The organism is Candidatus Methylomirabilota bacterium (assembly GCA_035709005.1).
Classification (GTDB): domain Bacteria; phylum Methylomirabilota; class Methylomirabilia; order Rokubacteriales; family CSP1-6; genus 40CM-4-69-5.
Genome location: DASTFB010000031.1, coordinates 33,588 through 54,318, shown reverse-complemented (window position 1 = coordinate 54,318; position 20,731 = coordinate 33,588). Strand labels below are relative to the sequence as shown.

At 69.5% G+C, this 20,731-nt stretch carries 23 protein-coding genes and 1 pseudogene; 10 read left to right on the top strand and 14 right to left on the bottom strand.

Features of this window, described 5'->3' with window-relative positions:
* Positions 1-137: 137 nt before the first annotated feature.
* From VFR64_04785 to VFR64_04775, 3 genes are read left to right on the top strand one after another with little or no spacing between them, the layout of a single operon-like run.
* The gene (locus VFR64_04785; GenBank protein HET9489056.1) at positions 138-524 is read left to right on the top strand and encodes an SxtJ family membrane protein; all 387 of its coding nucleotides are present in this window, start codon (positions 138-140) and stop codon (positions 522-524) included.
* Between the two features lie 10 nt (positions 525-534).
* The gene (locus tag VFR64_04780; protein ID HET9489055.1) at positions 535-684 is read left to right on the top strand and encodes a DUF5989 family protein; all 150 of its coding nucleotides are present in this window, start codon (positions 535-537) and stop codon (positions 682-684) included.
* A gap of 6 nt (positions 685-690) precedes the next feature.
* The gene (locus tag VFR64_04775) at positions 691-2,520 is read left to right on the top strand and encodes a carbamoyltransferase (GenBank protein HET9489054.1); all 1,830 of its coding nucleotides are present in this window, start codon (positions 691-693) and stop codon (positions 2,518-2,520) included.
* A 20-nt stretch (positions 2,521-2,540) separates the two neighbouring features.
* Here VFR64_04775 and VFR64_04770 read toward each other — a convergent pair whose 3' ends face one another.
* The 6 genes from VFR64_04770 to VFR64_04745 form a co-directional block, all read right to left on the bottom strand.
* Entirely contained in the window at positions 2,541-3,197 is a 657-nt protein-coding gene (locus tag VFR64_04770) for a class I SAM-dependent methyltransferase (GenBank protein HET9489053.1), read from the bottom strand.
* Positions 3,130-4,101, bottom strand: a complete 972-nt coding sequence (locus VFR64_04765) for an oligopeptide/dipeptide ABC transporter ATP-binding protein (protein ID HET9489052.1) — start codon at positions 4,099-4,101, stop codon at positions 3,130-3,132. Before VFR64_04765 ends, VFR64_04770 begins: the two co-directional genes overlap by 68 nt.
* Positions 4,098-5,084 carry an ABC transporter ATP-binding protein gene (locus VFR64_04760; GenBank protein HET9489051.1) on the bottom strand — a complete coding sequence of 329 codons (987 nt, stop codon included), beginning with the start codon at positions 5,082-5,084 and terminating at the stop codon, positions 4,098-4,100. Before VFR64_04760 ends, VFR64_04765 begins: the two co-directional genes overlap by 4 nt.
* Positions 5,085-5,166: 82 nt before the next feature.
* Positions 5,167-6,801, bottom strand: coding sequence for an ABC transporter substrate-binding protein (locus tag VFR64_04755; protein ID HET9489050.1), 1,635 nt, complete (start codon positions 6,799-6,801; stop codon positions 5,167-5,169).
* Between the two features lie 32 nt (positions 6,802-6,833).
* Positions 6,834-7,730, bottom strand: coding sequence for an ABC transporter permease (locus VFR64_04750; GenBank protein HET9489049.1), 897 nt, complete (start codon positions 7,728-7,730; stop codon positions 6,834-6,836).
* Positions 7,731-7,758: 28 nt separating this feature from the next.
* Positions 7,759-8,679: an ABC transporter permease gene (locus VFR64_04745; protein ID HET9489048.1), complete on the bottom strand. Its 921-nt coding sequence runs from the start codon at positions 8,677-8,679 to the stop codon at positions 7,759-7,761.
* Between the two features lie 189 nt (positions 8,680-8,868).
* On the opposite strand from VFR64_04745, the gene VFR64_04740 reads away from it, so the two are divergent.
* Positions 8,869-9,255: an FxLYD domain-containing protein gene (locus VFR64_04740; protein ID HET9489047.1), complete on the top strand. Its 387-nt coding sequence runs from the start codon at positions 8,869-8,871 to the stop codon at positions 9,253-9,255.
* Here VFR64_04740 and VFR64_04735 read toward each other — a convergent pair.
* Genes VFR64_04735 through VFR64_04705 form a run of 7 tightly spaced genes read right to left on the bottom strand, consistent with a single transcriptional unit; the run spans position 9,252 to position 14,961 of the window.
* Positions 9,252-9,911 (bottom strand): DUF3047 domain-containing protein, encoded by a 660-nt coding sequence (locus VFR64_04735; GenBank protein ID HET9489046.1) that lies wholly within the window; start codon positions 9,909-9,911, stop codon positions 9,252-9,254. The two genes, VFR64_04740 and VFR64_04735, sit on opposite strands and share 4 nt — an antisense overlap.
* Entirely contained in the window at positions 9,908-11,587 is a 1,680-nt protein-coding gene (locus VFR64_04730) for a thiamine pyrophosphate-binding protein (protein HET9489045.1), read from the bottom strand. The genes VFR64_04735 and VFR64_04730 overlap by 4 nt, the downstream gene beginning before the upstream one ends.
* Before the next feature lie 40 nt (positions 11,588-11,627).
* On the bottom strand, positions 11,628-12,128 hold the full coding sequence (locus VFR64_04725) for a (2Fe-2S) ferredoxin domain-containing protein (GenBank protein ID HET9489044.1): 501 nt from the start codon (positions 12,126-12,128) through the stop codon (positions 11,628-11,630).
* 1 nt (position 12,129) lies between these two features.
* Entirely contained in the window at positions 12,130-12,486 is a 357-nt protein-coding gene (locus VFR64_04720; protein ID HET9489043.1) for a hypothetical protein, read from the bottom strand.
* 24 nt (positions 12,487-12,510) lie between these two features.
* The gene (locus tag VFR64_04715) at positions 12,511-13,599 is read right to left on the bottom strand and encodes an Ldh family oxidoreductase (protein ID HET9489042.1); all 1,089 of its coding nucleotides are present in this window, start codon (positions 13,597-13,599) and stop codon (positions 12,511-12,513) included.
* Positions 13,596-14,477, bottom strand: a complete 882-nt coding sequence (locus tag VFR64_04710; GenBank protein HET9489041.1) for an alpha/beta fold hydrolase — start codon at positions 14,475-14,477, stop codon at positions 13,596-13,598. The genes VFR64_04715 and VFR64_04710 overlap by 4 nt, the downstream gene beginning before the upstream one ends.
* A gap of 16 nt (positions 14,478-14,493) precedes the next feature.
* On the bottom strand, positions 14,494-14,961 hold the full coding sequence (locus VFR64_04705; protein HET9489040.1) for a hypothetical protein: 468 nt from the start codon (positions 14,959-14,961) through the stop codon (positions 14,494-14,496).
* Positions 14,962-15,072: 111 nt separating this feature from the next.
* Between VFR64_04705 and VFR64_04700 the strand changes: the two genes are divergently transcribed.
* Genes VFR64_04700 through VFR64_04690 form a run of 3 tightly spaced genes read left to right on the top strand, consistent with a single transcriptional unit; the run spans position 15,073 to position 17,612 of the window.
* On the top strand, positions 15,073-16,080 hold the full coding sequence (locus tag VFR64_04700; protein ID HET9489039.1) for a Gfo/Idh/MocA family oxidoreductase: 1,008 nt from the start codon (positions 15,073-15,075) through the stop codon (positions 16,078-16,080).
* Between the two features lie 34 nt (positions 16,081-16,114).
* Positions 16,115-17,146, top strand: coding sequence for an LLM class flavin-dependent oxidoreductase (locus VFR64_04695; protein HET9489038.1), 1,032 nt, complete (start codon positions 16,115-16,117; stop codon positions 17,144-17,146).
* Positions 17,147-17,150: 4 nt separating this feature from the next.
* Positions 17,151-17,612, top strand: coding sequence for a tetratricopeptide repeat protein (locus tag VFR64_04690; protein HET9489037.1), 462 nt, complete (start codon positions 17,151-17,153; stop codon positions 17,610-17,612).
* On the opposite strand, the gene VFR64_04685 is transcribed toward VFR64_04690, so the two are convergent.
* Complete coding sequence (locus VFR64_04685; GenBank protein ID HET9489036.1) at positions 17,599-18,603, bottom strand: LLM class flavin-dependent oxidoreductase; 1,005 nt, start codon at positions 18,601-18,603, stop codon at positions 17,599-17,601. The two genes, VFR64_04690 and VFR64_04685, sit on opposite strands and share 14 nt — an antisense overlap.
* Positions 18,604-18,803: 200 nt before the next feature.
* Between VFR64_04685 and VFR64_04680 the strand changes: the two genes are divergently transcribed.
* The 3 genes and pseudogenes from VFR64_04680 (at position 18,804) to VFR64_04670 (ending at position 20,731) form a co-directional block, all read left to right on the top strand.
* Positions 18,804-19,469, top strand: a complete 666-nt coding sequence (locus VFR64_04680) for an antibiotic biosynthesis monooxygenase (protein HET9489035.1) — start codon at positions 18,804-18,806, stop codon at positions 19,467-19,469.
* Positions 19,470-19,472: 3 nt separating this feature from the next.
* Positions 19,473-19,601, top strand: a pseudogene (locus tag VFR64_04675) (DUF5009 domain-containing protein).
* A gap of 194 nt (positions 19,602-19,795) precedes the next feature.
* A complete protein-coding gene (locus VFR64_04670) occupies positions 19,796-20,731 on the top strand; it encodes a fumarylacetoacetate hydrolase family protein (protein ID HET9489034.1) in 936 nt (311 codons plus the stop codon).

Here is a 20,731-nt window from a genome sequence, read left to right as displayed (position 1 = left end):
GGAGGCTTGTACCTACCAGCCTATTTGAGCCATCCTGACAACGAGGGTAGGGTAGGGGACTTACCTTTCACGGGGAGTCGAGGGCCATCAGCCAGCGAGCGGCGCAAACGCACGAATACCTGGGCCACGAGGAGGCGGTGCGGGGCGGCTCGGACCGCGCCTTCGGGCTCGTCTTCGCGGGCGTCTTCGTCGTCATCGCCCTGCTCCCCCTGCTCGGGGGCCGGCCGCCCCGTCTCTGGGCCCTTTCGATCGCGGGCCTCTTCGTCGCCGTCGCGCTGATCCGGCCCCGGCTCCTCGGACCGGCCAATCGGCTGTGGCTGGCCTTCGGGCTGCTCCTGCATCGCATCACCAGCCCCATCGTGCTGGGATTGCTGTTCTTCGTCGTGTTCACCCCTATGGGCTTACTGATGCGACTGATGCGCAAGGATCCTCTGCGGTTGGGGTGGGACGGGTCGGCGTCCAGCTACTGGATCCACCGGCATCCTCCGGGGCCGGAGCCCGAAACCATGCGGAACCAGTTCTGAGGGGAAACCTATGTCATTCTTTGCCGAGCTCTGGATGTTCATGCGGGTCAGGAAGAAGTTCTGGCTCCTGCCCATTCTCCTCGCCCTGCTCGTGTTCGGCGGCCTCGTCGTGCTCACGAAAGGCAGCGCGGTGGCCCCGTTCATCTACACGCTCTTCTAGACGGCCATGCGTATCCTTGGCGTCTCGGCCTTCTATCACGACAGCGCCGCGGCCCTGGTGGAGGACGGCGTCATCGTCGCCGCCGCCCAGGAGGAGCGCTTCACGCGCAAGAAGCACGACTCGCGATTTCCCCGGCACGCCATCACGTATTGCCTGACCGCCGCCGGCTGCTCGCTCGACGGTGTCGATTACATCGCGTTCTACGACAAGCCCTTCTTGAAGTTCGAGCGCTTGCTGGAGACTTATCTGGCCTTCGCGCCCCGGGGCTTTCGCTCGTTCTCCATGGCCATCCCGGTCTGGCTCCACGAGAAGCTGTTCCAGCGCAAGCTCCTGGTGGACGAGTTGCGGAAGCTGGGCGGCGGGCGCGAGGTCCGCGACAAGCTGCTGTTCGCCGAACATCACCAGTCCCATGCCGCCAGCGCCTTCTTCGCCTCGCCCTTCGCCGAGGCGGCGGTGCTCACCATGGACGGCGTGGGCGAGTGGACGACGACGTCGGCGGGCTTCGGCCGCGGCCGCGAGCTTCGCCTGCTCCGGGAGATCCACTTCCCGCATTCGCTGGGGCTCCTCTACTCGGCCTTCACGTACTACACCGGCTTCAAGGTCAACTCCGGTGAGTACAAGGTCATGGGCCTGGCCCCGTACGGCGCGCCGGTCTATGCCGATCGCATCCGGGACACGCTCATCGACGTGAAGCCGGACGGCAGCTTCCGCCTGGATCTGAGCTACTTCGACTACTGCACCGGTCTTCGGATGACGAACGAGAAGTTCCACCGGCTGTTCGGCCTGCCTCCCCGGCGGCCCGACGAGCTGTTGACGCAGGCCCATATGAACGTGGCCGCGTCGATCCAGGCCGTGGTCGAGGAGGTCGTGCTCAAGCTCACGCGCAGCCTGGCCCAGGAGACCGGAGCCGAGAACCTGTGCCTGGCTGGCGGCGTCGCCCTGAACTGTGTGGCCAACGGCAAGGTCTTGCGCGACGGTCGCTTCGCCCGGATCTGGATCCAGCCGGCCGCGGGAGATGCCGGCGGGGCGATCGGGGCCGCCCTCTGCGCCTATTACGGCTTCCTCGGCAACGCCCGCACGGCGGGGGCCGACCCGATGCGGGGAGCCTACCTGGGACCGGAATTCACGGACCGCGAGATCGAGGCCCGGTTGGCCGGCCTGGGCGCCAAGGTCCACGTGCTCGACGAGCGCGAGCTGCTGGACCGGGTTACCGACGACCTGGTCAACGGCGCCGCCGTGGGCTGGTTCCAGGGGCGGATGGAGTTCGGTCCGCGGGCCCTGGGCGCCCGCTCGATCCTGGGCGACCCGCGCTCGCCCACCATGCAGAAGCTCCTGAACCTGAAGGTCAAGTACCGGGAGTCGTTCCGCCCGTTCGCCCCGGCGGTGCCGCGGGAGGACGTGGCCGAGTGGTTCGAGCTCGACGCGGACAGCCCCTACATGCTGCTGGTGGCCGACGTCGTCGAGTCACGGCGCCTGGCCATGACTCCCGAGCAGCAGGCGCTGTTCGGGATCGACAAGCTCAACGTCCCGCGCTCGGAGATCCCGGCGGTCACCCACGTCGACTATTCCGCGCGCGTTCAGACGGTGCACCGCGACACCAATCCGCGATTCCACGCGCTGCTGTCGAGCTTCAAAGCCCAGACCGGCTGTCCGGTGCTGGTGAACACCAGCTTCAACGTCCGGAGCGAGCCCATCGTGTGTACACCGGAGGACGCGTTCCGGTGCTTCATGGGCACCGAAATCGAGATCCTGGCCGCCGGCAACTGCTACCTGCGCAAAGAGGAGCAGAATCCCGCGCTGCGGCTGGACTACAAGGACCGCTTCGAGCCCGACTGAGCGTCCCCTGGGCGACCGCCTCAGCGCACGCGACGCAGCTCGAGGAAGTACTGGTGGGGCAAGATGCGGTGCTCGCGGACCAGCCGCAGGCCGGCCCGGCGAGCGTCGCGGAGGAACCGCGCGCGAGGCACGCGCCGTCTGGGCGGCGGGCCGAACTCCGACTCTTCGTTCCAGTCCACGTTGATCACGCGGGCGCCGCGAGGGAGCACCGACACCAGCCGGCGCAAGAAGGGGCCGGCCCCTCGCATGTGGTGGTAGGCGTTGATGATGACCGCGAGGTCGCAGCGGTTGCGGGGGAGCATCGGATCGTCGTCCCGACTCAGGACGGGCGTCACGTTGCGCACCCCCGCCCGGGCGAGGCGCCGCCGCAGCACGTCGAGGACGGCCGCCTCGGGGTCCACCGCGTAGACGTGACCCGATGAGCCGACGGCCCGGGCCAGGCGCGGGGTGAAGTAGCCCGGGCCGGCGCCGATCTCGGCCACCACCTGCCCGCGTCGGAGCCGCAGCGCCCTGACGAGGGCGTCGGGCTTCTGCCATCGGGCCCGCCGTGGATTCAGCTGCCGACGAAGCGCGCCGGCCAGCTCGCTCGGTGTCGTGGGAGACCTCCCGCTAGTAGAGGTGGCAGGCCACCAGGTGACCGGGAACGGTCTCCTTCTCCTCCGGCTCGACCTCCGCACACTGGGGCATGGCGAAGGGGCAGCGGGGATGGAAGCGGCACCCCGAGGGCGGGTTGATGGGGGAGGGGACCTCGCCGGTCAGGATGATCTCCTCGCGGGTGATGTCCGGGTGGGCCGGCAAGGCGGCCGAGAAGAGCGCCTTGGTGTAGGGATGCAGCGGATTGCTGAACAGCTCCTTCGTCCTGGCCCGCTCCACGATCTTGCCCAGGTACATGACCGCCACCTCGTGGGCCATGTACCGCGTCGTGGCCAGGTGGTGGGCGATGAGCACGTAACTGACGTTGTACTGCTTTTGAAGATCTACCAGCAGATTCATGATCTGGGCGCGGATCGAGACGTCCAGGGCCGAGACGGGCTCGTCCAGGATGATGAGCTTCGGCTTGGACACCAGGGCGCTGGCCACGGCGATGCGCTGCCGCTGCCCGCCGCTGAACTCGTGGGGGTACAGCCGGGCCTGCTGCGGGCGCAGGCCGACGGAGGCCAGGACCTCGGCGACCCGCTCCTTGATCTCGCCGGCCGAGCCCTGCCGGTTCACCACGAGCGGCTCGGCCACGATGTCCCGCACCCGCATGCGCGGGCTCAGCGAGGACCAGGGGTCCTGAAAGACGGCCTGGACGGTCGTCCGGTAATCTCGCAAGCCGTCTCCCTGCAAGGCGTGGACGTCGTTACCGTCGACGAGGACACGACCGGAGGTCGGCTCTTCCAGACGGAGGATGAGCTTGGCGGTCGTCGTCTTGCCGCAGCCGGACTCCCCCACGAGCGCAAGGGTTTCGCCCTGACGCACCGAGAAGCCGACGCCGTCCACGGCCTTGACCCAGCCGACGGTCTTCGACCACAGCACGCCCTGGCTGATGGGGAAGTGCTTCTTCAGGGCCTGCACCTCGAGGACAAGGGGCTCGGTCATGCCGGTTCCAGTCTCCAGCAACTGGCGACGTGGCCGTTCTTGACCGAAAACGACGGCGGATACTCGCGCCGGCAGCGGTCGTCGGCGTGGGGGCAGCGGGGGGCGAACCGGCAGCCCTCCGGCAGGTCCCACAGGGCGGGCGGCTGGCCGGAGATCGAGTAGAGCCGCTCGACGTCCTCGTCCATGTTGGGCACGGAGTTCAACAGGGCCTGGGTGTACGGATGCGAGGGGTGATTGAAGATGTCCCGCACCGAGCCGCTTTCCACCACGCGGCCGGCGTACATGACCATGACCCGGTCGCACATCTTGGCCACGATGCCGAAGTCGTGAGTGATGAAGATCAGCGCCAGGTTGGTAGCTTCCTGGATCTCGCGGAGCAGGCGCAGGTATTGCGCCTGGATGGTGACGTCGAGCGAGGTGGTAGGCTCGTCGGCGATGATGACCTTCGGCTCGCACGAGATGGCGATGGCCCCCACCACCCGCTGCTTCATGCCGCCACTGATCTGGTGCGGGTAATCGTCCACCCGCCGTTCGGGGGCGGCCACCCGCACCTGCTTCAAGCCGTCGATGGCGCGCTGCACGAGCGAGCGGCGGCCGTCGCGGTGATGGATCTTGATGGCCTCGATGAGCTGGTTACCGATGGTGAATACCGGGTTCAGGGACGTCTGGGGGTCTTGCAGGATCATGGAGAGGCGACGCCCCCGGATGGCGCGCATCTCCCGCTCGGTCTTCTCCAGCAGGTTCTCCCCCTGGAGCCGGATGGCGCCCTTCACGATGCGGGCCACCGGCCGCGGGACGAGGCGCAGGATGGACAGCGCCGTCATCGTCTTGCCGCACCCGGACTCGCCCACGATCCCGAGCGTCTCTCCCTCGCGCAGGGAGAAGCTCACGCCGTTGACCGCCTGCACCACGCCCCACCGCGTGAAGCAGTAGGTGTGCAGGTCCTCGACTTCGAGAACGACGTCGCCGATCCGTCTAGGCATTCACCACCTGATCGTCACCGGGTATAAAGGGGGGACCGGGGCACTCGCCCCGATCCCCCCGCTGACCGCTCGCCCCGAGCGACTACTTTGCCGGTGGCCGTACCAGGTGGAAGTGCGTGGACCGCCCGGCCGCCATCCCCGGATACGCCCAGGTCCCGACGACCTTGGGATTCGCCACGACCTCGTTGCGGAACCAGAACAGCGGGATGTCGGCGAACTCCTCGAACAGGTGATCGCCGATGGCCTGGGCGATCCGCTGCCGCTCGGCCTTGTTCACGGTCTTGGACAGCAGCTCATAGGTCTTGTCGACGTACTCGTGCTCGTAGAAGTGGTTGGGACTCTTGCTGAAGTAGGCGGTGCGGATCCACTCCTCGGAGGGCCGCCAGGAAATGATGTTCGGCCAGATGCAGCAGTGCATGGCCTTTCCGCGGAACATGCTCCGCACCTTGGCCCAGTCCAGCACCTCGATCTCGCTGTCGATGCCGACTTCCTTGTAGTAGATGCCGAGCGCTTCGGCCACCTGCGGGCCCTCGGACTCACCGGGCTCGGTGAAGGCGAGGATCTTGACCTTGATCGGCTTGCCGCCGGGGCCGTACCCGGCCTCCTTCAACAGCTGCTTGGCCTTGCCGGGGTTGTACCCGTACATGGCGGGGAACTTCTTGACCCACTCGGGGTTGAAGCCTTCCGACTTCTCGGACCAGCCCGTCACGTACGTGAGCGAGCCCTTGCCGGCGAAGACCGTCTTCAAGAGCTCCTGGCGATTGATGGCCACGTTCATGGCCTGCCGCACCTTCTTGTTCGTCCACGGCACGTCCGCCCGGAACGCCTTGTCGCCAGGCATGTGGTACTGGCCGCCCAGGTAGACGGTGATCCAGTCCACCGGGAACGACGAGAAGTAGAGCTTCATGCCCTTGGCGATCGCGTCCTTCTGCAGCTCGCGCGGCATATCGGCGATGTGGGCTTCTCCCGACAGCAGCAGGGCCAGCCGGGTGGCCTCCTCGCGGACGATGCGGAACTCCAGCTCCTTGAAGGCCGGCTTCTCGCCCGCCCAGTGCTTGTCGGCGCGCTCGAAGGTGATCGAGATGCCTTGCTTGCGCCCCGCGTACTGGTACGAGCCGGTTCCGGCCGGCCTCTTGTCGAAGCCCTCCAGGCCCTCCTTGTCCCACTGGGCCTTGCTCACGATACGGAGGTCACCGGCGCGGGAAACCGCATAGTCCAGGGTCGTGGCCGGGCGCTTCATCCGGAACACGATCTGGTGGTCGTTGATGACCTTGACCTCGTCCACGCTGCGCCAGAACGGGCCTAGCGTCATCTTCGCTTCCGGCCGCTGGGTCAGCGAGTATGAATGCACGACGTCCTTGGCGGTGAAGGGGCCGTACCCGAAGTGGAACTGCACGCCTTTGCGCAGGTGGAACGTCCACTCCTTGTAGTCCGGGCTGGCCGACCACTTCTCGGCCAGGCGCGGGGTGTACTCACCGGTCTTCGGGTCCACCTCGAGCAGCGTTTCCAGGAACGGGTCGTACTGCAGGTGGTCGGGGCGGGCCACCGTCCAGAACCGGTTGCTGTCCTCGAACCCGGCCGAGGCGAAGACGAGCTTCTGGGGCAGCTGGGCGGCGGCCGGCGCTGGAGTGGTCGCCAGGCCCCATGCGAGCACGACAGCGAGCGCGAGGGAAACGAGTCGCAACGACGGAAACCATGGCAGCCTAGTACCTCTCATCAGAACCCTCCTCCGGATGCCGTACTCCGTTCTCACACGTTCCTGAGCCTGGGATCGAAATGATCCCGCAGCCAGTCGCCCAGGAGGTTCAGCGCGAGCACTGTGAGCATGATGGCGAGCCCCGGGAACATCGAGACCCACCACGCGGTGACGATCAGCTCGCGGCCGTCCGCCACCATGAGGCCCCAGGCCGGCAGCGGCCGGGGCAGGCCGGCGCCGAGGAAGCTCAGCGCCGATTCCAGCAGGATGACGTACCCGACGTTGAGCGTGGCCAGCACGACCAAAGAGTTCATCACGTTGGGGAAGATGTAGCGGCCCATGATCCGGGCGTGGGAGGCACCGGCCACCCGCGCCCGGGCGATGAAGTCGCGCTCCTTGATGGTGAGCGTCTCGCCCCGGACCAGCCGGGCGTAGCGCGCCCACAGGAGCACGACCAGCACGGTGATGACGGTGCCGAAGCTCGGGCCCACGGCGGTCACGAGCACCAGCGCCAGCAAGATCGTGGGTAAGGACAGCGAGATGTCCACCAGGCGCATGAGGACGCCGTCCACCCGGCCACCGAAGTACCCGGAGATCAATCCGATGCCGGTCCCGATGATCCCGCCCACGAAGATGGCCACCAGCGACACGGTGAGCGATACCCGGGCGCCGTGGATCATGCGGCTCAGGATGTCCCGCCCCATCTTGTCCGTGCCCAGCGGGTACTCGATGCTGCCGCCGGTCTGCCACGCGGGCGGCCGGAGCCGCTTGGACAGCGAGCCCTTCAGCGGGTCGTACGGCGCGATCTGGGTGGCGAACAGCGCCGGGATCACCAGGAAGAACGTCAGGATCGACAGCGCCACCACGGGGTACCGCCGGACTTCGCGCATCGCCCGCGCCACGCGAGGCGGCGCGTACCAGGGTAGCGATCTCGCGGTCACGGTGGCCATCGCTCGGCCTCCTTCGTCATGACGTTCGTTACCGGTACCGGATCCGCGGATCCAGGTACGCGTAGAGAATGTCGACGAGCAGATTCGTCAAAATGAAGATCGTGGCGAACACGATCACCACGGCCTGGACCACCTGGTAGTCCCGCGCCCGCACGGCGTCGATGGCGAGCAGGCCCGTGCCCGGCCAGGAGAAGACGGTCTCGGTCACCACCGAGCCGGTCATGAGGACCCCGGCGATGATCGCGAAGAACGTCAGGGGCGCGATCGCCGCGTTGCGCAGGCAATGCTTCCACACGACCTTCCACTCGGCGAGCCCCTTGACCCGGGTGAGCTTCACGAACTCGCTGTCCAGCACGTCGAGCATCGAGGAGCGCACCAGCCGCATGAGCGCGGCGACCTGGAACCAGCCCAGGGTGATGGCCGGCAGGATCATGTACTGCAGGCCTCCGCGGCCCGAGGTGGGGAACCAGCCGAGGTTCACCGCGAAGACCCACATCAGGACGATGCCCAGCCAGAACCCGGGCAGCGACTGGCCGAGCAGCGCGATGATCTTCCCCGAGGTGTCCCAGGCCGTGCCTTTCTTGACCGCGGACAGGACCCCGATGGGGAGCGCAATCACGACGCTGATGGCCAGCGCGAACCCGGCGAGCTGCAGCGTCGCGGGCAGGCGGTCCATCACCAGACCCATGGCCGAGTAGCCCGGCCACTTCCACGACATGCCGAAGTCGCCCCTCAGAGCCCGGCTGACGAAGATGCCGTACTGCACGTGCATCGGCTGGTCCAGGCCCCAGTACTTCGACAGGCGATCGTAGTCCTCCTGGGTGGCCTCCATCGGCAACATCATGTCGAGCGCGTTCCCGCTCAGGCGCGCCATGGCGAACACGATGAGGCTCATGACCCAGAGGGCGAGCAAGCTCTGGAGGGCTCGTCGCGCGATGTACCGCTGCATGGCACCTCCTGCTCGCCAGCGGCCCCCGGGAGGGCACACCACCGACCCCGGGGGGGATCGTGACTGGGCACAATATCCCAGGTCGCCCGCAGTTAGCAAGCCGCGCCGCGCCCATGGCGGCATCACCGGGTCCCGAGAGGGCCGGACCCATGAAGCCGCCTCGCTGGTTGCCATGGCGGGGAGGATGCTATGAGGGCACTCAGGACCGGAATCGTGTGGGCGGGAGCGTTCGTGCTGCTGGCGGCTACGGCGGTGTCCGGGCAGCCAGCCCGGCTGCTGTCCCCACTGGTGGTCGGCGGGGAGAGCCACTTCCGGCTCGACTGGCAGCCAGCCGAGGTCGGGGGCCGCCGGGTCGTGCGCGGAACGATTCAGAACACCTCGGCCTACCCGGCCCGGCGGATTCAGCTCCTGATCGAAGGCCTGGACGCCAGCGGGGCGGTCGTCCACCAGCGCGTGGCGTGGCTGGGCAGCGACCTGCCTTCTGGCGCCCGGGTCGACTTCGAGAGCCCGGCCGGGGGGGCGGCCGCCACCTATCGCGTGAGCCTGTTCGCCTTCGACCTGACCCGCGCACCCTAGCCGTCGGGACGCGTCCCCGCCGGGCTGAAGCGCACTCGCCCGAACATGGCCTCGCTGGCGTGGTCGGCGTCCTCGGAGTGGCTTTCCAGCGAGACCGCCCGTACCGCAGGGGGGTGCGTACCGAACAAGCGCAGGTAATCCTGGACGACGTTGCGCGCCTCGCGCCGCCAGGAGCCCACGCCGTCGCCACCGGATCGCTCGACGATCAGCCATCGGTCGACGTAGCCCTGCGTTCTGATCTCCGTGCCGGCGGGCGCGCGGGTATCCCAGACGTAGCCCAGGATGTTCGGGCGGAGCCGGGCGCCGAACATGATCATGACGCGGGCCGCCTGATCGTTCACCCGGCTGCGCACATCGCCGTGTCGGGGTAGCGTCGTGACGTTCCACTCCCATTCGAGCACCGGCGTGCGGGTCAGGTCCACGGTGACGCCCCGGGCGAGCCGGATGCTGTAGCGATCGGTTTTGAGCCGCAGGGCGGCGCGGCCGTCGTGGTTCACGATCACCGGCGGATGCTGGAAGCTGCCGCCTCCCCCGTAGGTCCGCCAGCCGGCCGGCACGCCGGTGCTCCCGACCGGGGAGCCGCGCCAGTCCTCGATGACGACGGGGTCGATGGTCGCCAGGGCCAGGACCCCGGCGAGCAGCAGCCGCCGACTCACCCCGACGTCCGGCGCACGGCGGTGGCGGGCGTGGGGAACTCCTCGGGATCGATGGGGATCTCGATGACCGCCGGCTGGCCGGAGCCGAGCGCGGAGCGGACGACGTCGCCGACCTGGTCCGGGTGCTCCACGTAGTACCCGCGGGCGCCGAAGATGCGGGCGTACTCGTCGTAGCGGGGGTTGCCGATGTCGCAGCCGATGTAGCGCCCGCCGTAGAAGTGCTTCTGGTAGGCCTTCTCGGAGCCCCAGCAGTTGTTGTTCATCACGATGGTGGTGACGGCGATCCCGTGGCGTACGGCCGTCTCCAGCTCCTGCGCATTCATGAGAAAGCCGCCGTCGCCGTGGATGGCCAGCACGGGGGCGTCGGGCCGGCCGAGCTTCGCGCCCAGCGCGGCGGGGAACGCGAAGCCCAGGCCGCCCAGGTCGAGCGGGGTGAGAAACGTGCGCGGGCGGGCGAAGTGCAGGCGGTCGTACCCGTACGCCGGGGCGGCCCCCGCGTCGAGCGCGACGATCGTCTCCGGGGGCAGCGCCCGGCGCAACTCCGCATAGATGCGCTGCGGCTTCATGGGCTTGGCAGCGAGTCCGGCCTCCGCGGCCAGGCGCGCCTGGCGCTGGCCGCGCAGGCTCTCGGCCTCGCGGCGCCAGGCCGTCCGGTCGGGGGCGCCCGCGTGGCCGAGGCCCTCCAGCAGCGCCTGGCAGGCTTCGCGGGCGTCAGCCTGGATGGCCACGGCCACCGGATAGTAGCGGCCGATGTCGCGGCTTTCGATGTCGATGTGGATGAGCGGGACGCCCGGCCGGATGTAGCGGTCGTCGAAGTGGGTCGTGAACTGCGCCAGCCGGGAGCCGACGACGACGAGGGCATCGGCCCGGCGGCACGCGCTGGCGGCCTCCGGCGCGCCGGCGCGGCCCAGGGGACCCAGATAGAGCGGATGCCCGTTGGGCACCGCATCGTTGCGTCCGTACGCGGTGATCATCGGTATCGTGCCCTGCTCGCTCAGGCGCACGATCAGCTCGGTGGCCCCGGCCCACGTGACGCCGCCGCCGACCAGCAGCAGGGGCCGCTCGGCCGTCCGCAGCAGCCGCACCGCCTCGCCGATGGCCTCGGGGTGCGCGGGCAGGGGATGGGTCACCCGGTAGCGATGCGGCGGCAGGAGGTCCGTCCGCGGCAGCTCGCCGTGCAGGACGTCGCGCGGGATCTCCACGAATACCGGCCCCCGCCGGCCACTGCTGGCGGCGCGCAGGGCCGCGCGCAGGAGCTCGGGAATCCGCTCGGGCCGGGTGATCCGGACGGCCAGCTTGCTGACGGGCCGGAACATGCTGACGAGATCGAAGTCCTGGAACGCGTCCCTGTCGTGGTGCTCGAGCGGGATGCCACCCACCAGGACCACGACCGGGGAATGAGCCACCCAGGCGGCGGCCACTCCGGTCATGAGATTCGTCGCGCCCGGGCCGCTGGTGACCAAGCAGGCGGCCGGCTGGCCGGTGACGCGCGCCAGCCCGTCGGCCATGAAGGCGGCGGCCTGCTCGTGGCGCACGTTGATGTACTCGACGCCCCGGTCGTCGTAGAGCGCGTCGAGCACCTCGAGGAACGTCGAGCCCACGATACCGAAGATGTAGCGCACCTGCTCGGCCTTGAGCAGCTCCACGACCGCGCGCCCGCCCGTCAGCGTGTCCATGCCTGAGCCTCCTGGTAGAGAGCCACCGACGACCCTGTCGTCACGGCGGCGGCTGCCACGCCGAAGCTGTGAACTGATAGGGCGCTAGCGCCGGGGGCGAGGGCAGGCACCGATCGGCCTTCAGCATCGCCCCGATGTGGTCGTAGAGCGCCAGGACCAGCGGCTCGGCGTTGATCGAGTGAAACCACAGGGCCTGGCCGTCGAAGAGCAGGAGCGCGACGTTGGCGAGGCCGCAGGGCCCCAGGCAGCCACCGATCGTGAGGTGTACCACGTTGCGCAAGCCCCGGCGCTCCCACTCGTCGTGATAGAGCTGGGTCGGCACGGGCGAAAACCCGTCTTCGACACGACCGCAACAGCAGCCCGTCGCGCACACGAAGAGCTGCCCTCGCGGCCGCACCACGTTCACCACCCGCCCGTCGGCCCGGACGACCGCGTTGTGATGCCCGGTCGAGCCTGGTCGCTCGTCGCGGGCGCGATCGAGCCCCTGGCTCGATCGAGACGCGAACGGGGGGGTATGGGGGGCCATTTCGGGGCCCCCCATCTTAATCATCCACTGGAACGAAGATGCAGTGACGGATCTTCTGATCGACCGCCTGCGAGCGGTGCCCCTTGCCGGTCGTATCCTCCACCAGGATCACCTCGCCGGCGCCGATCACCCGGCTCTCCCCATCGCTGGCGGTGATCCGAACTCCGGCGTCGAGGTTGATGATGTACTGCCGGCGGGGCGCCGGATGCCAGTCCAGGTCGTAGGTGGGCTGCACCTGGCGAAAGATGATCCCGTTGGCGGGCAGGCGCTTGGACAGCTTGCCCGCGCGGGTTTCCTCGACCCAGTCGACCTCGATGTCCCGGAAGTGCGACTCGCCGTTACCGTCGGCGTAGAGGTTGTGGATGCGCATCATCGAGCTCCTTGCTCTGGTGTCAGGTTAGGATCGCGGGCGAGGGGAAGCCGGAAACATCGTCACGCCCAGGCGGTCGGCGAGCGCGCGGAGCTCCTCGACGATGGCCCGGGGCACGGGAACGCCCTCCCGGCTGCGGCGCTCGAAGGTCCGCTGCCCGCGCTCGCCGGGCATGAGGATCTCGGGGACCTCGGGGCGGCGGGGCAGCGCCTTCAGCGCCGCGGTCAGCCGCATGACCTCCTGGCGGAATCGCGCCGGATCGCCGAAGCGCGCGAGGTCGATGGCCAGCACGAGCGCATTCTGCCGGTGCCGGCGTCCGCGGGGCGTGCCCTCCAGCGCCTCGGCGAGGACGGGGTTGCCGACCATCAGGCTGGTGAGGCACTCGATCATCAGGGACAGGCCGGAGCCCTTGGGGCCGCCCAGCGGCAGGGGGACCCTGGCAGCCTGCGCATCGGTCGTCGGCTCGCCGTCGCCGTCGACGGCGACACCGGCCGGCAGGGCCTGCCCGGTCTTGCGGGCCTGCACGAGGCTACCCAGCGACACGACGCTGGTGGCCATGTCCAGGACGAGGGGCCCTCGCTCGCCGCCGGGCACCGCGATGGAGATGGGGTTCGTCGACACCCCGGCGGTCCGCGCGCCGTGATAGACCATGTTGGGACCCGACGCGGACAGAGCGACGCCCGCCATGCCATCCTGCGCCGCCAGCAGTGTGTAGTACCCGAGGGCCGCGGTGTGCGTGGTGCCCCGCACCAGCACGAGCCCGACGGCGGCGTGCCGGGCTTTGCTCACCGCCCGGGCCATCGCCTCTGTCATGGCCACCGGGCCGGCCGCGCGATCAGCCTCGAGCACGGCGGCGGCTGGCGTATCGAGCGGCGTGGTCATGACCGGATTCGGGTTGAGGTCACCCGTCAGCATGAGCTCCGCGTACCGGGGAATGCGGGTCACGCCGTGGGAGTCCATGCCGCGCAGGTTGGCCCACACCAGCACGTCGGCGACCGTCCCGGCCGGCGCCGGCGCCATGCCGGCGCGGACGAAGACGTCCGTGGCGAAGCGCCGCAGCGCCTCGGCGGTGGCGATCAGGGCCCCGGCCGTCGTGACCGTGTTGGGTCCGGTCATCGGGACGCGGGCCGCACGGGCAGGTAGGTGTCGAGCCAGCCCTGCACCAGGCTCGCCACGCGCGGGTTGCCCTCACCGAGCACGAAATGGTCGACGTCGGCCAGCAGATGCAGCTCCGTCGGCTGACCGGCGCGGCGGAACAGCTCGATCGACTGCTCGGTGGGGGTGACGGAGTCGTGAGCCGGGTGCAAAAGCAGGAGCGGGCGGGGCGCGATCTTTCCCACGACGTCGTTCGCCTTGAAGGTGTACATGCTATCGACCACCTCGAAGGGAAACTCCATGATCGAGCCCGGGGAGAGGTTGCCGCGGAGCGCCGGCGGGATGGGGACGATGTCGTAGCGGGGGACCATCAGGGACTGGCCGGCCCGCTGCCGCCGCCGGCCCTCCTCCAGCATGGCCGTGAACCTCGCCCATGCCTCGGGCGAGGCGTGCTGCTTGCGGAACTTGCTCTCGCCGTCGCCCCAGCCCCCGCAGGAGATGCACGCGGCGACCCGGCGATCCACGCCGGCGGTGTAGACGGCGACCGCGGCGCCGAAGCTGTTGCCCACCAGCGCGATCCGCTCGGGATCCACTTCAGGACGGCTGCTCAGAAACGACAGCGCGTTGCGAGCGTCCTCGACCTGCTCCAGGCAGATCACCCGTCCGCGTGGGCCATCGCTCTCGCCACAGCCGCGCATGTCGAAGCGCAGGGCAACGTAGCCCCAGCTGACCAGCAGCCGGGCCGCGGCCAGGGCCACGCCGCCGTCCTTGTTGCTGCCGAACCCGTGCAGCACGGCCACGGCCGGCCGGCGCTCGCCCGCCGCCCCCGCCCCGTCGGGCACGTGCAGGATGCCGGCGAGCTTCAAGCCCTCGGACACGAACGTCACCCGCTCTTCCATCGCTGAGCCTTTCTGGCTACCGGCCGGAAGCCGCCGCCTGCAGGGCCTGGACGTGCTCGGTCCAGTGGCGGGCCAACAGCTCCAGGCGCTGGCGGCCCGTCATGGTTTGGCCGTTCGACCGCCGAAAGCACGGCTGGTCGATGTCGGGGGCGTTGCCCACGGCGCGCGCCAGGCGGGCGTGGGCCTGCCGGAGCTGCGCCAGCAGCTCGTCCACGCTCTCGTGCTCGTGGAGCCTGCGGCACACCTCGTTCACGGTATCGGCATCCGCGGGCACCGGCCACGGAGGCCCGCCCATCGCCGCCGACTGGATGCCCCAGGCGGTGGCGTCGTGGAAGTAGATGAAGTGCATCAACACGTCCCGGGCCTGCCAGCGGTCGATGCGGGCGGTAGTCGTCCGGCCCGGCCCGGCGAAATAGGCGAGGGTGTCTTGCACGACTCGATCCAGGTCGGCGAGCAGCGACTCCTTCGTGGCCGGGGTCGTCATCGGCGGCTCCTTGCCCCGGTCGCGACCGACCGTCGGGCGCCGCCATGATAGCAGCCCCGATCGACGGCGGGCTTGACGGACGTCGTTCCCTGTCGCACGCTCGGAAGCCGCATGTCTCCCCCAAACGGCCCTGCCCGCATCGCCGCGATCGGCGTCAGCCACTGGCACTCCCTCTACGACTCCGCGTATCTGCGCCATCTGAGCAGCATCCCCGACGTCACGCTCGTCGGCCTGCACGACGCCAGCGCGGCGATCGCCGCCAAGCGGGCGGCGGTGCTCGGGGGTCCTCCGATCTTCACCGACTACCGGGAGATGCTGGACAAGACCCGGCCCGACTTCGTCATCGCGCTTGGGCCGCACAACACCATGGCCGAGACGGCCCACTACCTGCTGGACCACGGCTATCCGTTCCTGATGGAAAAGCCCATGGGGGTCAACGCCGACGAGGTCCGGCGGGTGGCCGACCGGGCTCGGGCGGCCGGGGCCTTCGTGGCCGTCCCGCTCCACCAGCGCTACCAACCCTTCGTGGCCAGCGCCCGGCAGCTGCTCGCCGAGGGGCGGTTCGGTCCTCTCTCGCACGTCTACATTCGCCAGAACCGGCCGACCTCGGCGCGCTATCCCGCCTGGGACGCGCCGTGGATGCTCGATCCCGCCGTCACCGGCGGGGGGTGCCTCCGGAATCTCGGTCCTCACGGCCTCGACCTCTTTCTGTACCTGACCGGCGAGGAGGCGACGGTCACGGGCGCGCAGCTCAGCTGGCGCGCCCTGGGCCAGCCGGTCGAGGACTACGCCTCCGTGCTCCTGCGCTCGGCGGGGGGCGTGCTGGGGACTGTCGAGGTGGGCAACACCTTTCCAGGCGAGGGGACCGACGGGGAGTGGAAGATCGCGGGCCGCGACGCTATCCTGATCGCCGCCGGTCACACGCTGCGGCTGGTGACGGCCGGCGGTGAAGACACCCTGCCGGGAGCGCCCAAGGAACCGCTGGCCCTGACCGCGCTACGCGACGCGCTCGAGCACTGGCGGCGTGGCGCGGCGCCGCCCATCAGCGTCCACGACTGCGCCCGGGTGGTTCGTCTCATCGACCAGGCCTACGGGCTGGCCGGCCGGCCCTACGGCTGAGCCCGAACCGGCGCCCATGTCGAGCGCTGGCGCGGTGACGGCACCTCCCCGCTTCGGCTTCTTCTTCTGGCCGTTCACGCCCGACTACACGGCCCGCCTGGCGTCCCTCGGCGAGCGTCTGGACTGGGACCTCGTGGGGATCGCCGACACGCCGGGCAACGCGATGGACGTCTGGGTCGCGCTCGCGCTCGCCGCCGTGCGCACCGAGCGGGTGCCGCTCGCGACCTGCGTGACCAATCTCGTCACGCGGCATCCGGCCATCACGGCCGGAGCGGCGGCGGCCACCGATGCGCTCTCCGGGGGCCGGTTGCTCCTCGGCATCGGCACCGGGCACAGCGGTGTGGGCAACATCGGCGGCTCGCCGTCATCGCCGGAGGCGTTCTGCCGGGGTCTGGCCTTCGTGCGCGCGCTCCTGGCCGGCGAGCGGGCGACGCTCGATGGCGCCTCGGCCCAGCTTCCCCGCCTCGCCCACCAGGTTCCCATATATGCGGCCGGCTCGGGCCCCGGCGCGCTCCGGGCCGCGGGAGCGGTGGCGGACGGTGTCTTCGTCAACTTCGGCCTCGAGCGTGGCCAGGTGGATCAGGCCCGCGGCTTCGTGACGGAAGGCGCCCGTGCCAGTGGACGCGCGGGGGAGGATCTCGACATCTGGTGGATCGCCTGCCTTGACGTCAGCGAACAGCGCGAGGTCGCGCTTGGCAGCCTGGACAACATCCTCGGCTTCGTCGCCGCCTACATCCTGGGCCCGGCGCCCGCCCAGCGTGGCGTCCCGGCCGAGCTCGTCCCCGCGATCCGCGAGCTCCGGGCGCGGTACACGACCCATCGCGCCGAGATGGACCCGGCCCTCACCCGGCGGCTCGGTCTCTTCGACTACCTGCGCCGGCGCCTCGCCGTAGCCGGGACCCCCGAGGACTGCGTGGCCCAGGTCCGGGCCGCGGTCGCGGCCGGGGCCCGGAACCTCATGTTCACGGTGAGCCTCGCCTCCGACCCGCTCCGCACGGTCGAGCTGTTCGGACGGGAGGTGCTCCCGGCGGTGAAGCGGTGGCACAATGACGACCGGAAGGAGTGATGCCATGCTCAAGCACCTGCGCCGGGCCTTCCTCATCTGCCTGACGCTCGCGACGATCGCCCTCGCCAACGACCCGCAGGCGACCGTGACGCCCCCGGATCCCGATCTCGCCACTGCCCGCGCCCGCATCGCGGCCAAGGACTGGAAGGGCGCGGCCGAGGTTATGCAGAATGCCGTCGCGCGCGATCCGCGCAACGCGGACTATCACAACCTGTTGGCCTACGCGATCCGCAACGGCGCCAACCCCGACATGGCTGTGGTCTTCAAGCATTACCAGGAGGCGCTCCGCCTGGATCCCAAGCACCGGGGCGCTCACGAGTACATCGGCGAGGCCTACCTCAAGGTCGGCAACGTGGCCAAGGCCAGGGAGCACCTGACCGCTCTCGACAAGCTCTGCTTCTTCGGCTGCGAGGAGTACCGCGATCTGAAGCGGGCGATCCAGCGCTACGAGTCTACGCGGAAGTGAGCCGGGGCATCACCTCGGTGGCGAACAGGCCGATGGAGGCGCTGGCCTCGGTCTCGCCGAGATCGCCGAACATCATCCGGCAGACGAGGTACGTGCACTGGCTGGTGGCCACCTCGCGCTGGATCCCCGCGCGCACGCGGTCCGGGGTGCCCGCGATGGCGAGCCCCCGCTGGCGCGCCTCGTCGAAGTCCCGGGCGAAGCGGGTCGGGATGGCGCCGAAGTCCCGCCACAGCTTGGTGAGGTTGGCGTACCAGGTGGCGTAGGCCGCCCGGGCCCAGGCTTCGGCCCGGGCGTCGGTATCGGCCACCACCACGTGGCGGGAGACACCCAGCTTGGGCATCTCCGCGCCGCCGTGCTTGCGCTGCCAGACGTCCCGATACCGCTCGAAGAGCGGCCGGGCGCCCTCCGCGGTGTGGTTGGTGATGACGTTCACCTTGTGAGTGGCCGCCCACTCCGCGCCTTCCAGGTGACCGAGCCCGTACCAGAGCGGAGGGTGCGGCCGCTGCCACGGCCGCAGCACCATCGGCACCTTGCGATAGGTGTAGCGCGGCCCCCGGTGATCCAGGACGTCGCTGGTCAGCCCGCCCAGCACGACCTCCAGCGCCTCGCGATACACGTCCTCGGTCTCCAGGTGGTGCAGGTCGAAGTACGCCATCTCGTAGGGCACGATGCCGCGGCCCACTCCGAGATCGAAGCGCCCGCGGGTGAGCTGGTCCAGCATGCAGATCTCTTCGATGAGCCGCACGGGATCGTAGAGCGGCAGGATGTACACGCAGGGGCCCAGGCGGATGCGCCGTGTGCGCTGCGAGGCCGCGGCCAGGAAGATGCCGGGCACCGGCGCCAGGCCCAGCGGGGTGGCGTGGTGCTCGGCCAGGTGGTAGGCGGAGAAGCCCGCCGCGTCGTACTGCTCCAGCAGCCGTAGCCGGCTCTCGTAGAGCTCGTCGAGCGGGACGTCCCGGCGGTCCAGATGGTCGAAGATCCCCACGTCCATCGCGTATGCCGGCACCTCGCTGCCGGGAGGATAGGCGGGCGCGCGCGGCGTTGTCCAGTCGCGCTCGGCGCCCGTCCGCCTTGACCCCCGCGGGCCTGCACGGTATAGACGGGCATGTCCCGGCACCGTCTCGACGTCGGGCCGCACGCCCGAGAGGAGCACGCAAGGAACGCGCACGTCGTCTTCGGCTCGGTTGGATCGTGGCCACCGGCTTGTCGCTGGGGATCGTGAACGTCGCGCCCGCCCAGGACACCGGTCCCGCCTACGTCGTGACGTACATCGAGGTCACTCCCTCGGCGGTTGACGAGGCGCGCGGGTTGCTCAGGCAGCTCCGTGACGCCAGCCGCAAGGGCGCCGGGAATCTCCGCTTCGACACGCTCCAGCGGCGGGAACGGGTGAACCACTTCGCCATCGTCGAGGCCTGGCAGGATGCCACGGCCCGTCAGGGCCACGCCGGGGCGGCGTCTGTCCGGAAGTTCCGGGAGTCGCTGCAGCCGCTCCTCAGCGCCGCCTACGACGAGCGCGCCCACGTCGCGCTGGCGGTGGGCGATCGCCCGGCCACTGCGGCGGGCAAGGACGCGCTCTACGTGGTGACGCACGTCGACATCATCCCCACGTGCAAAGACAAGGGCGTCGGGCTGGTGAAGGATCTGGCCGAGACGAGCCGCCGAGAGGCGGGCAGCATTCGCTACGACGCGCTGACCCAGAGCAATCGGCACAACCACATGACACTCGTGGAGGTCTGGAAGGACCGGCAGGCCTTCGACTCGCACATCGTGTCCGCCCACATGAAGAAGATTCGGGAGGAGCTCCTGCCCATGAGCGGCAGCCTCTACGACGAGCGCCTGTACCGCTCGATCGACTGACCACTGACGTACCCGGCCAGCCGGCTCCGCTCGCTCGACGCCTTTCGCGGCATCACGATCGCGGCCATGGTGCTCGTGAACAACCCGGGCACCTGGAGCGCCGTGTACCGGCCGCTCACCCACGCCGAGTGGCAGGCGGCCGCCCTCGGTCTGGCCGCCTGCGCGTGGCTGGTCGACGTGGCCGGCTACCGTCGGTGGACGGGGCCGTTCGTGCTCTATCGAGCGCTCTACATCGCCGCTTGTCTTGCTCCACCGAACGCACTACTCTCGGCGTCACCTGTAAGAAGCTTTGACGGCGGCGAGGCCTTAACCGACAGGAGGGACCCGTGAAGCTGCTCTTCTTCGACGATTTCAAGCTGGGTGTGCTCAAGGGCGACGCGGTGGTGGACGTCTCGTCCGTGGTGGCCGACGTGCCGCACACCGGCCCCCACAACCTCATCAGCGGACTGATCGAGCGGTTCGCCGACTATCGCCGGCGGCTGGAGGAGGCCGCCGCCCGCGGAACGGGAGCGCCGCTGAGCCGCGTCCGGATCCGACCGCCGCTGCCCAGGCCCACGAACATCGTGGCCATGGCCGTGAACTACATGGAGGACGGCACGCGGACCGAGCCGGCGCCGATCAACGCGTTCCTCAAGTCGCCCAGCGCGGTCATCGGCGACGACGACACCATGCTGCTGCCCGACGTGCCGGCCACCATCTTCGAGGGCGAAGCCGAGGTGGCCGTGATCATCGGCAAGCGGGCTTCGCACGTGCGCGCCGCCCAGGCCATGGACTACGTCTTCGGCTACACGAGCTTCATCGACGGCTCGGCGCGCGGCCTGCCGCCGGCCGGCAACACCTTCTACCAGATGAAGTCACGCGATACCTTCGCGCCCCTCGGCCCATACCTGATCACCGCCGACGAAGTGCCCGATCCTCACAAGCTGCAGATCCGGCTGTCCGTGAACGGTGAGGTCAAGCAGAACTTCAACACCAGCGACATGGCCCACAAGATTCCGCGGTGCATCGAGTGGGTGACCTCCATCCACGCCCTGGAGCCGGGCGACGTTCTGGCCACCGGGACCAACCATCGGGGCCTCAGCGCGTTTCAGGACGGTGATCGGATCGAGCTGGAGATCGAGCGCCTGGGCCGGCTCCGCATCAACGTGCGCGACGAGCTCAAGCGCACCTGGGCCCGGGAGACGCGGCTGGACCGCCAGCAGAAGGGCCTGGAGGGGCAAACGCCGCAGCTGACCGGCCGGTACGCGCCGGCGCCGCGCTAG

What these genes read in the sequence shown, in the direction of transcription:
- VFR64_04780 (HET9489055.1), top strand. Translation starts at nt 535, where the DNA reads ATGTCATTCTTTGCCGAGCTCTGGATGTTCATGCGGGTCAGGAAGAAG.
- VFR64_04775 (HET9489054.1), top strand. Translation starts at nt 691, where the DNA reads ATGCGTATCCTTGGCGTCTCGGCCTTCTATCACGACAGCGCCGCGGCC.
- VFR64_04765 (HET9489052.1), bottom strand. Translation starts at nt 4,101, where the DNA reads ATGACCGAGCCCCTTGTCCTCGAGGTGCAGGCCCTGAAGAAGCACTTC.
- VFR64_04760 (HET9489051.1), bottom strand. Translation starts at nt 5,084, where the DNA reads ATGCCTAGACGGATCGGCGACGTCGTTCTCGAAGTCGAGGACCTGCAC.
- VFR64_04755 (HET9489050.1), bottom strand. Translation starts at nt 6,801, where the DNA reads ATGAGAGGTACTAGGCTGCCATGGTTTCCGTCGTTGCGACTCGTTTCC.
- VFR64_04750 (HET9489049.1), bottom strand. Translation starts at nt 7,730, where the DNA reads ATGGCCACCGTGACCGCGAGATCGCTACCCTGGTACGCGCCGCCTCGC.
- VFR64_04745 (HET9489048.1), bottom strand. Translation starts at nt 8,679, where the DNA reads ATGCAGCGGTACATCGCGCGACGAGCCCTCCAGAGCTTGCTCGCCCTC.
- VFR64_04740 (HET9489047.1), top strand. Translation starts at nt 8,869, where the DNA reads ATGAGGGCACTCAGGACCGGAATCGTGTGGGCGGGAGCGTTCGTGCTG.
- VFR64_04730 (HET9489045.1), bottom strand. Translation starts at nt 11,587, where the DNA reads ATGGACACGCTGACGGGCGGGCGCGCGGTCGTGGAGCTGCTCAAGGCC.
- VFR64_04725 (HET9489044.1), bottom strand. Translation starts at nt 12,128, where the DNA reads ATGGGGGGCCCCGAAATGGCCCCCCATACCCCCCCGTTCGCGTCTCGA.
- VFR64_04720 (HET9489043.1), bottom strand. Translation starts at nt 12,486, where the DNA reads ATGATGCGCATCCACAACCTCTACGCCGACGGTAACGGCGAGTCGCAC.
- VFR64_04715 (HET9489042.1), bottom strand. Translation starts at nt 13,599, where the DNA reads ATGACCGGACCCAACACGGTCACGACGGCCGGGGCCCTGATCGCCACC.
- VFR64_04710 (HET9489041.1), bottom strand. Translation starts at nt 14,477, where the DNA reads ATGGAAGAGCGGGTGACGTTCGTGTCCGAGGGCTTGAAGCTCGCCGGC.
- VFR64_04705 (HET9489040.1), bottom strand. Translation starts at nt 14,961, where the DNA reads ATGACGACCCCGGCCACGAAGGAGTCGCTGCTCGCCGACCTGGATCGA.
- VFR64_04700 (HET9489039.1), top strand. Translation starts at nt 15,073, where the DNA reads ATGTCTCCCCCAAACGGCCCTGCCCGCATCGCCGCGATCGGCGTCAGC.
- VFR64_04690 (HET9489037.1), top strand. Translation starts at nt 17,151, where the DNA reads ATGCTCAAGCACCTGCGCCGGGCCTTCCTCATCTGCCTGACGCTCGCG.
- VFR64_04685 (HET9489036.1), bottom strand. Translation starts at nt 18,603, where the DNA reads ATGGACGTGGGGATCTTCGACCATCTGGACCGCCGGGACGTCCCGCTC.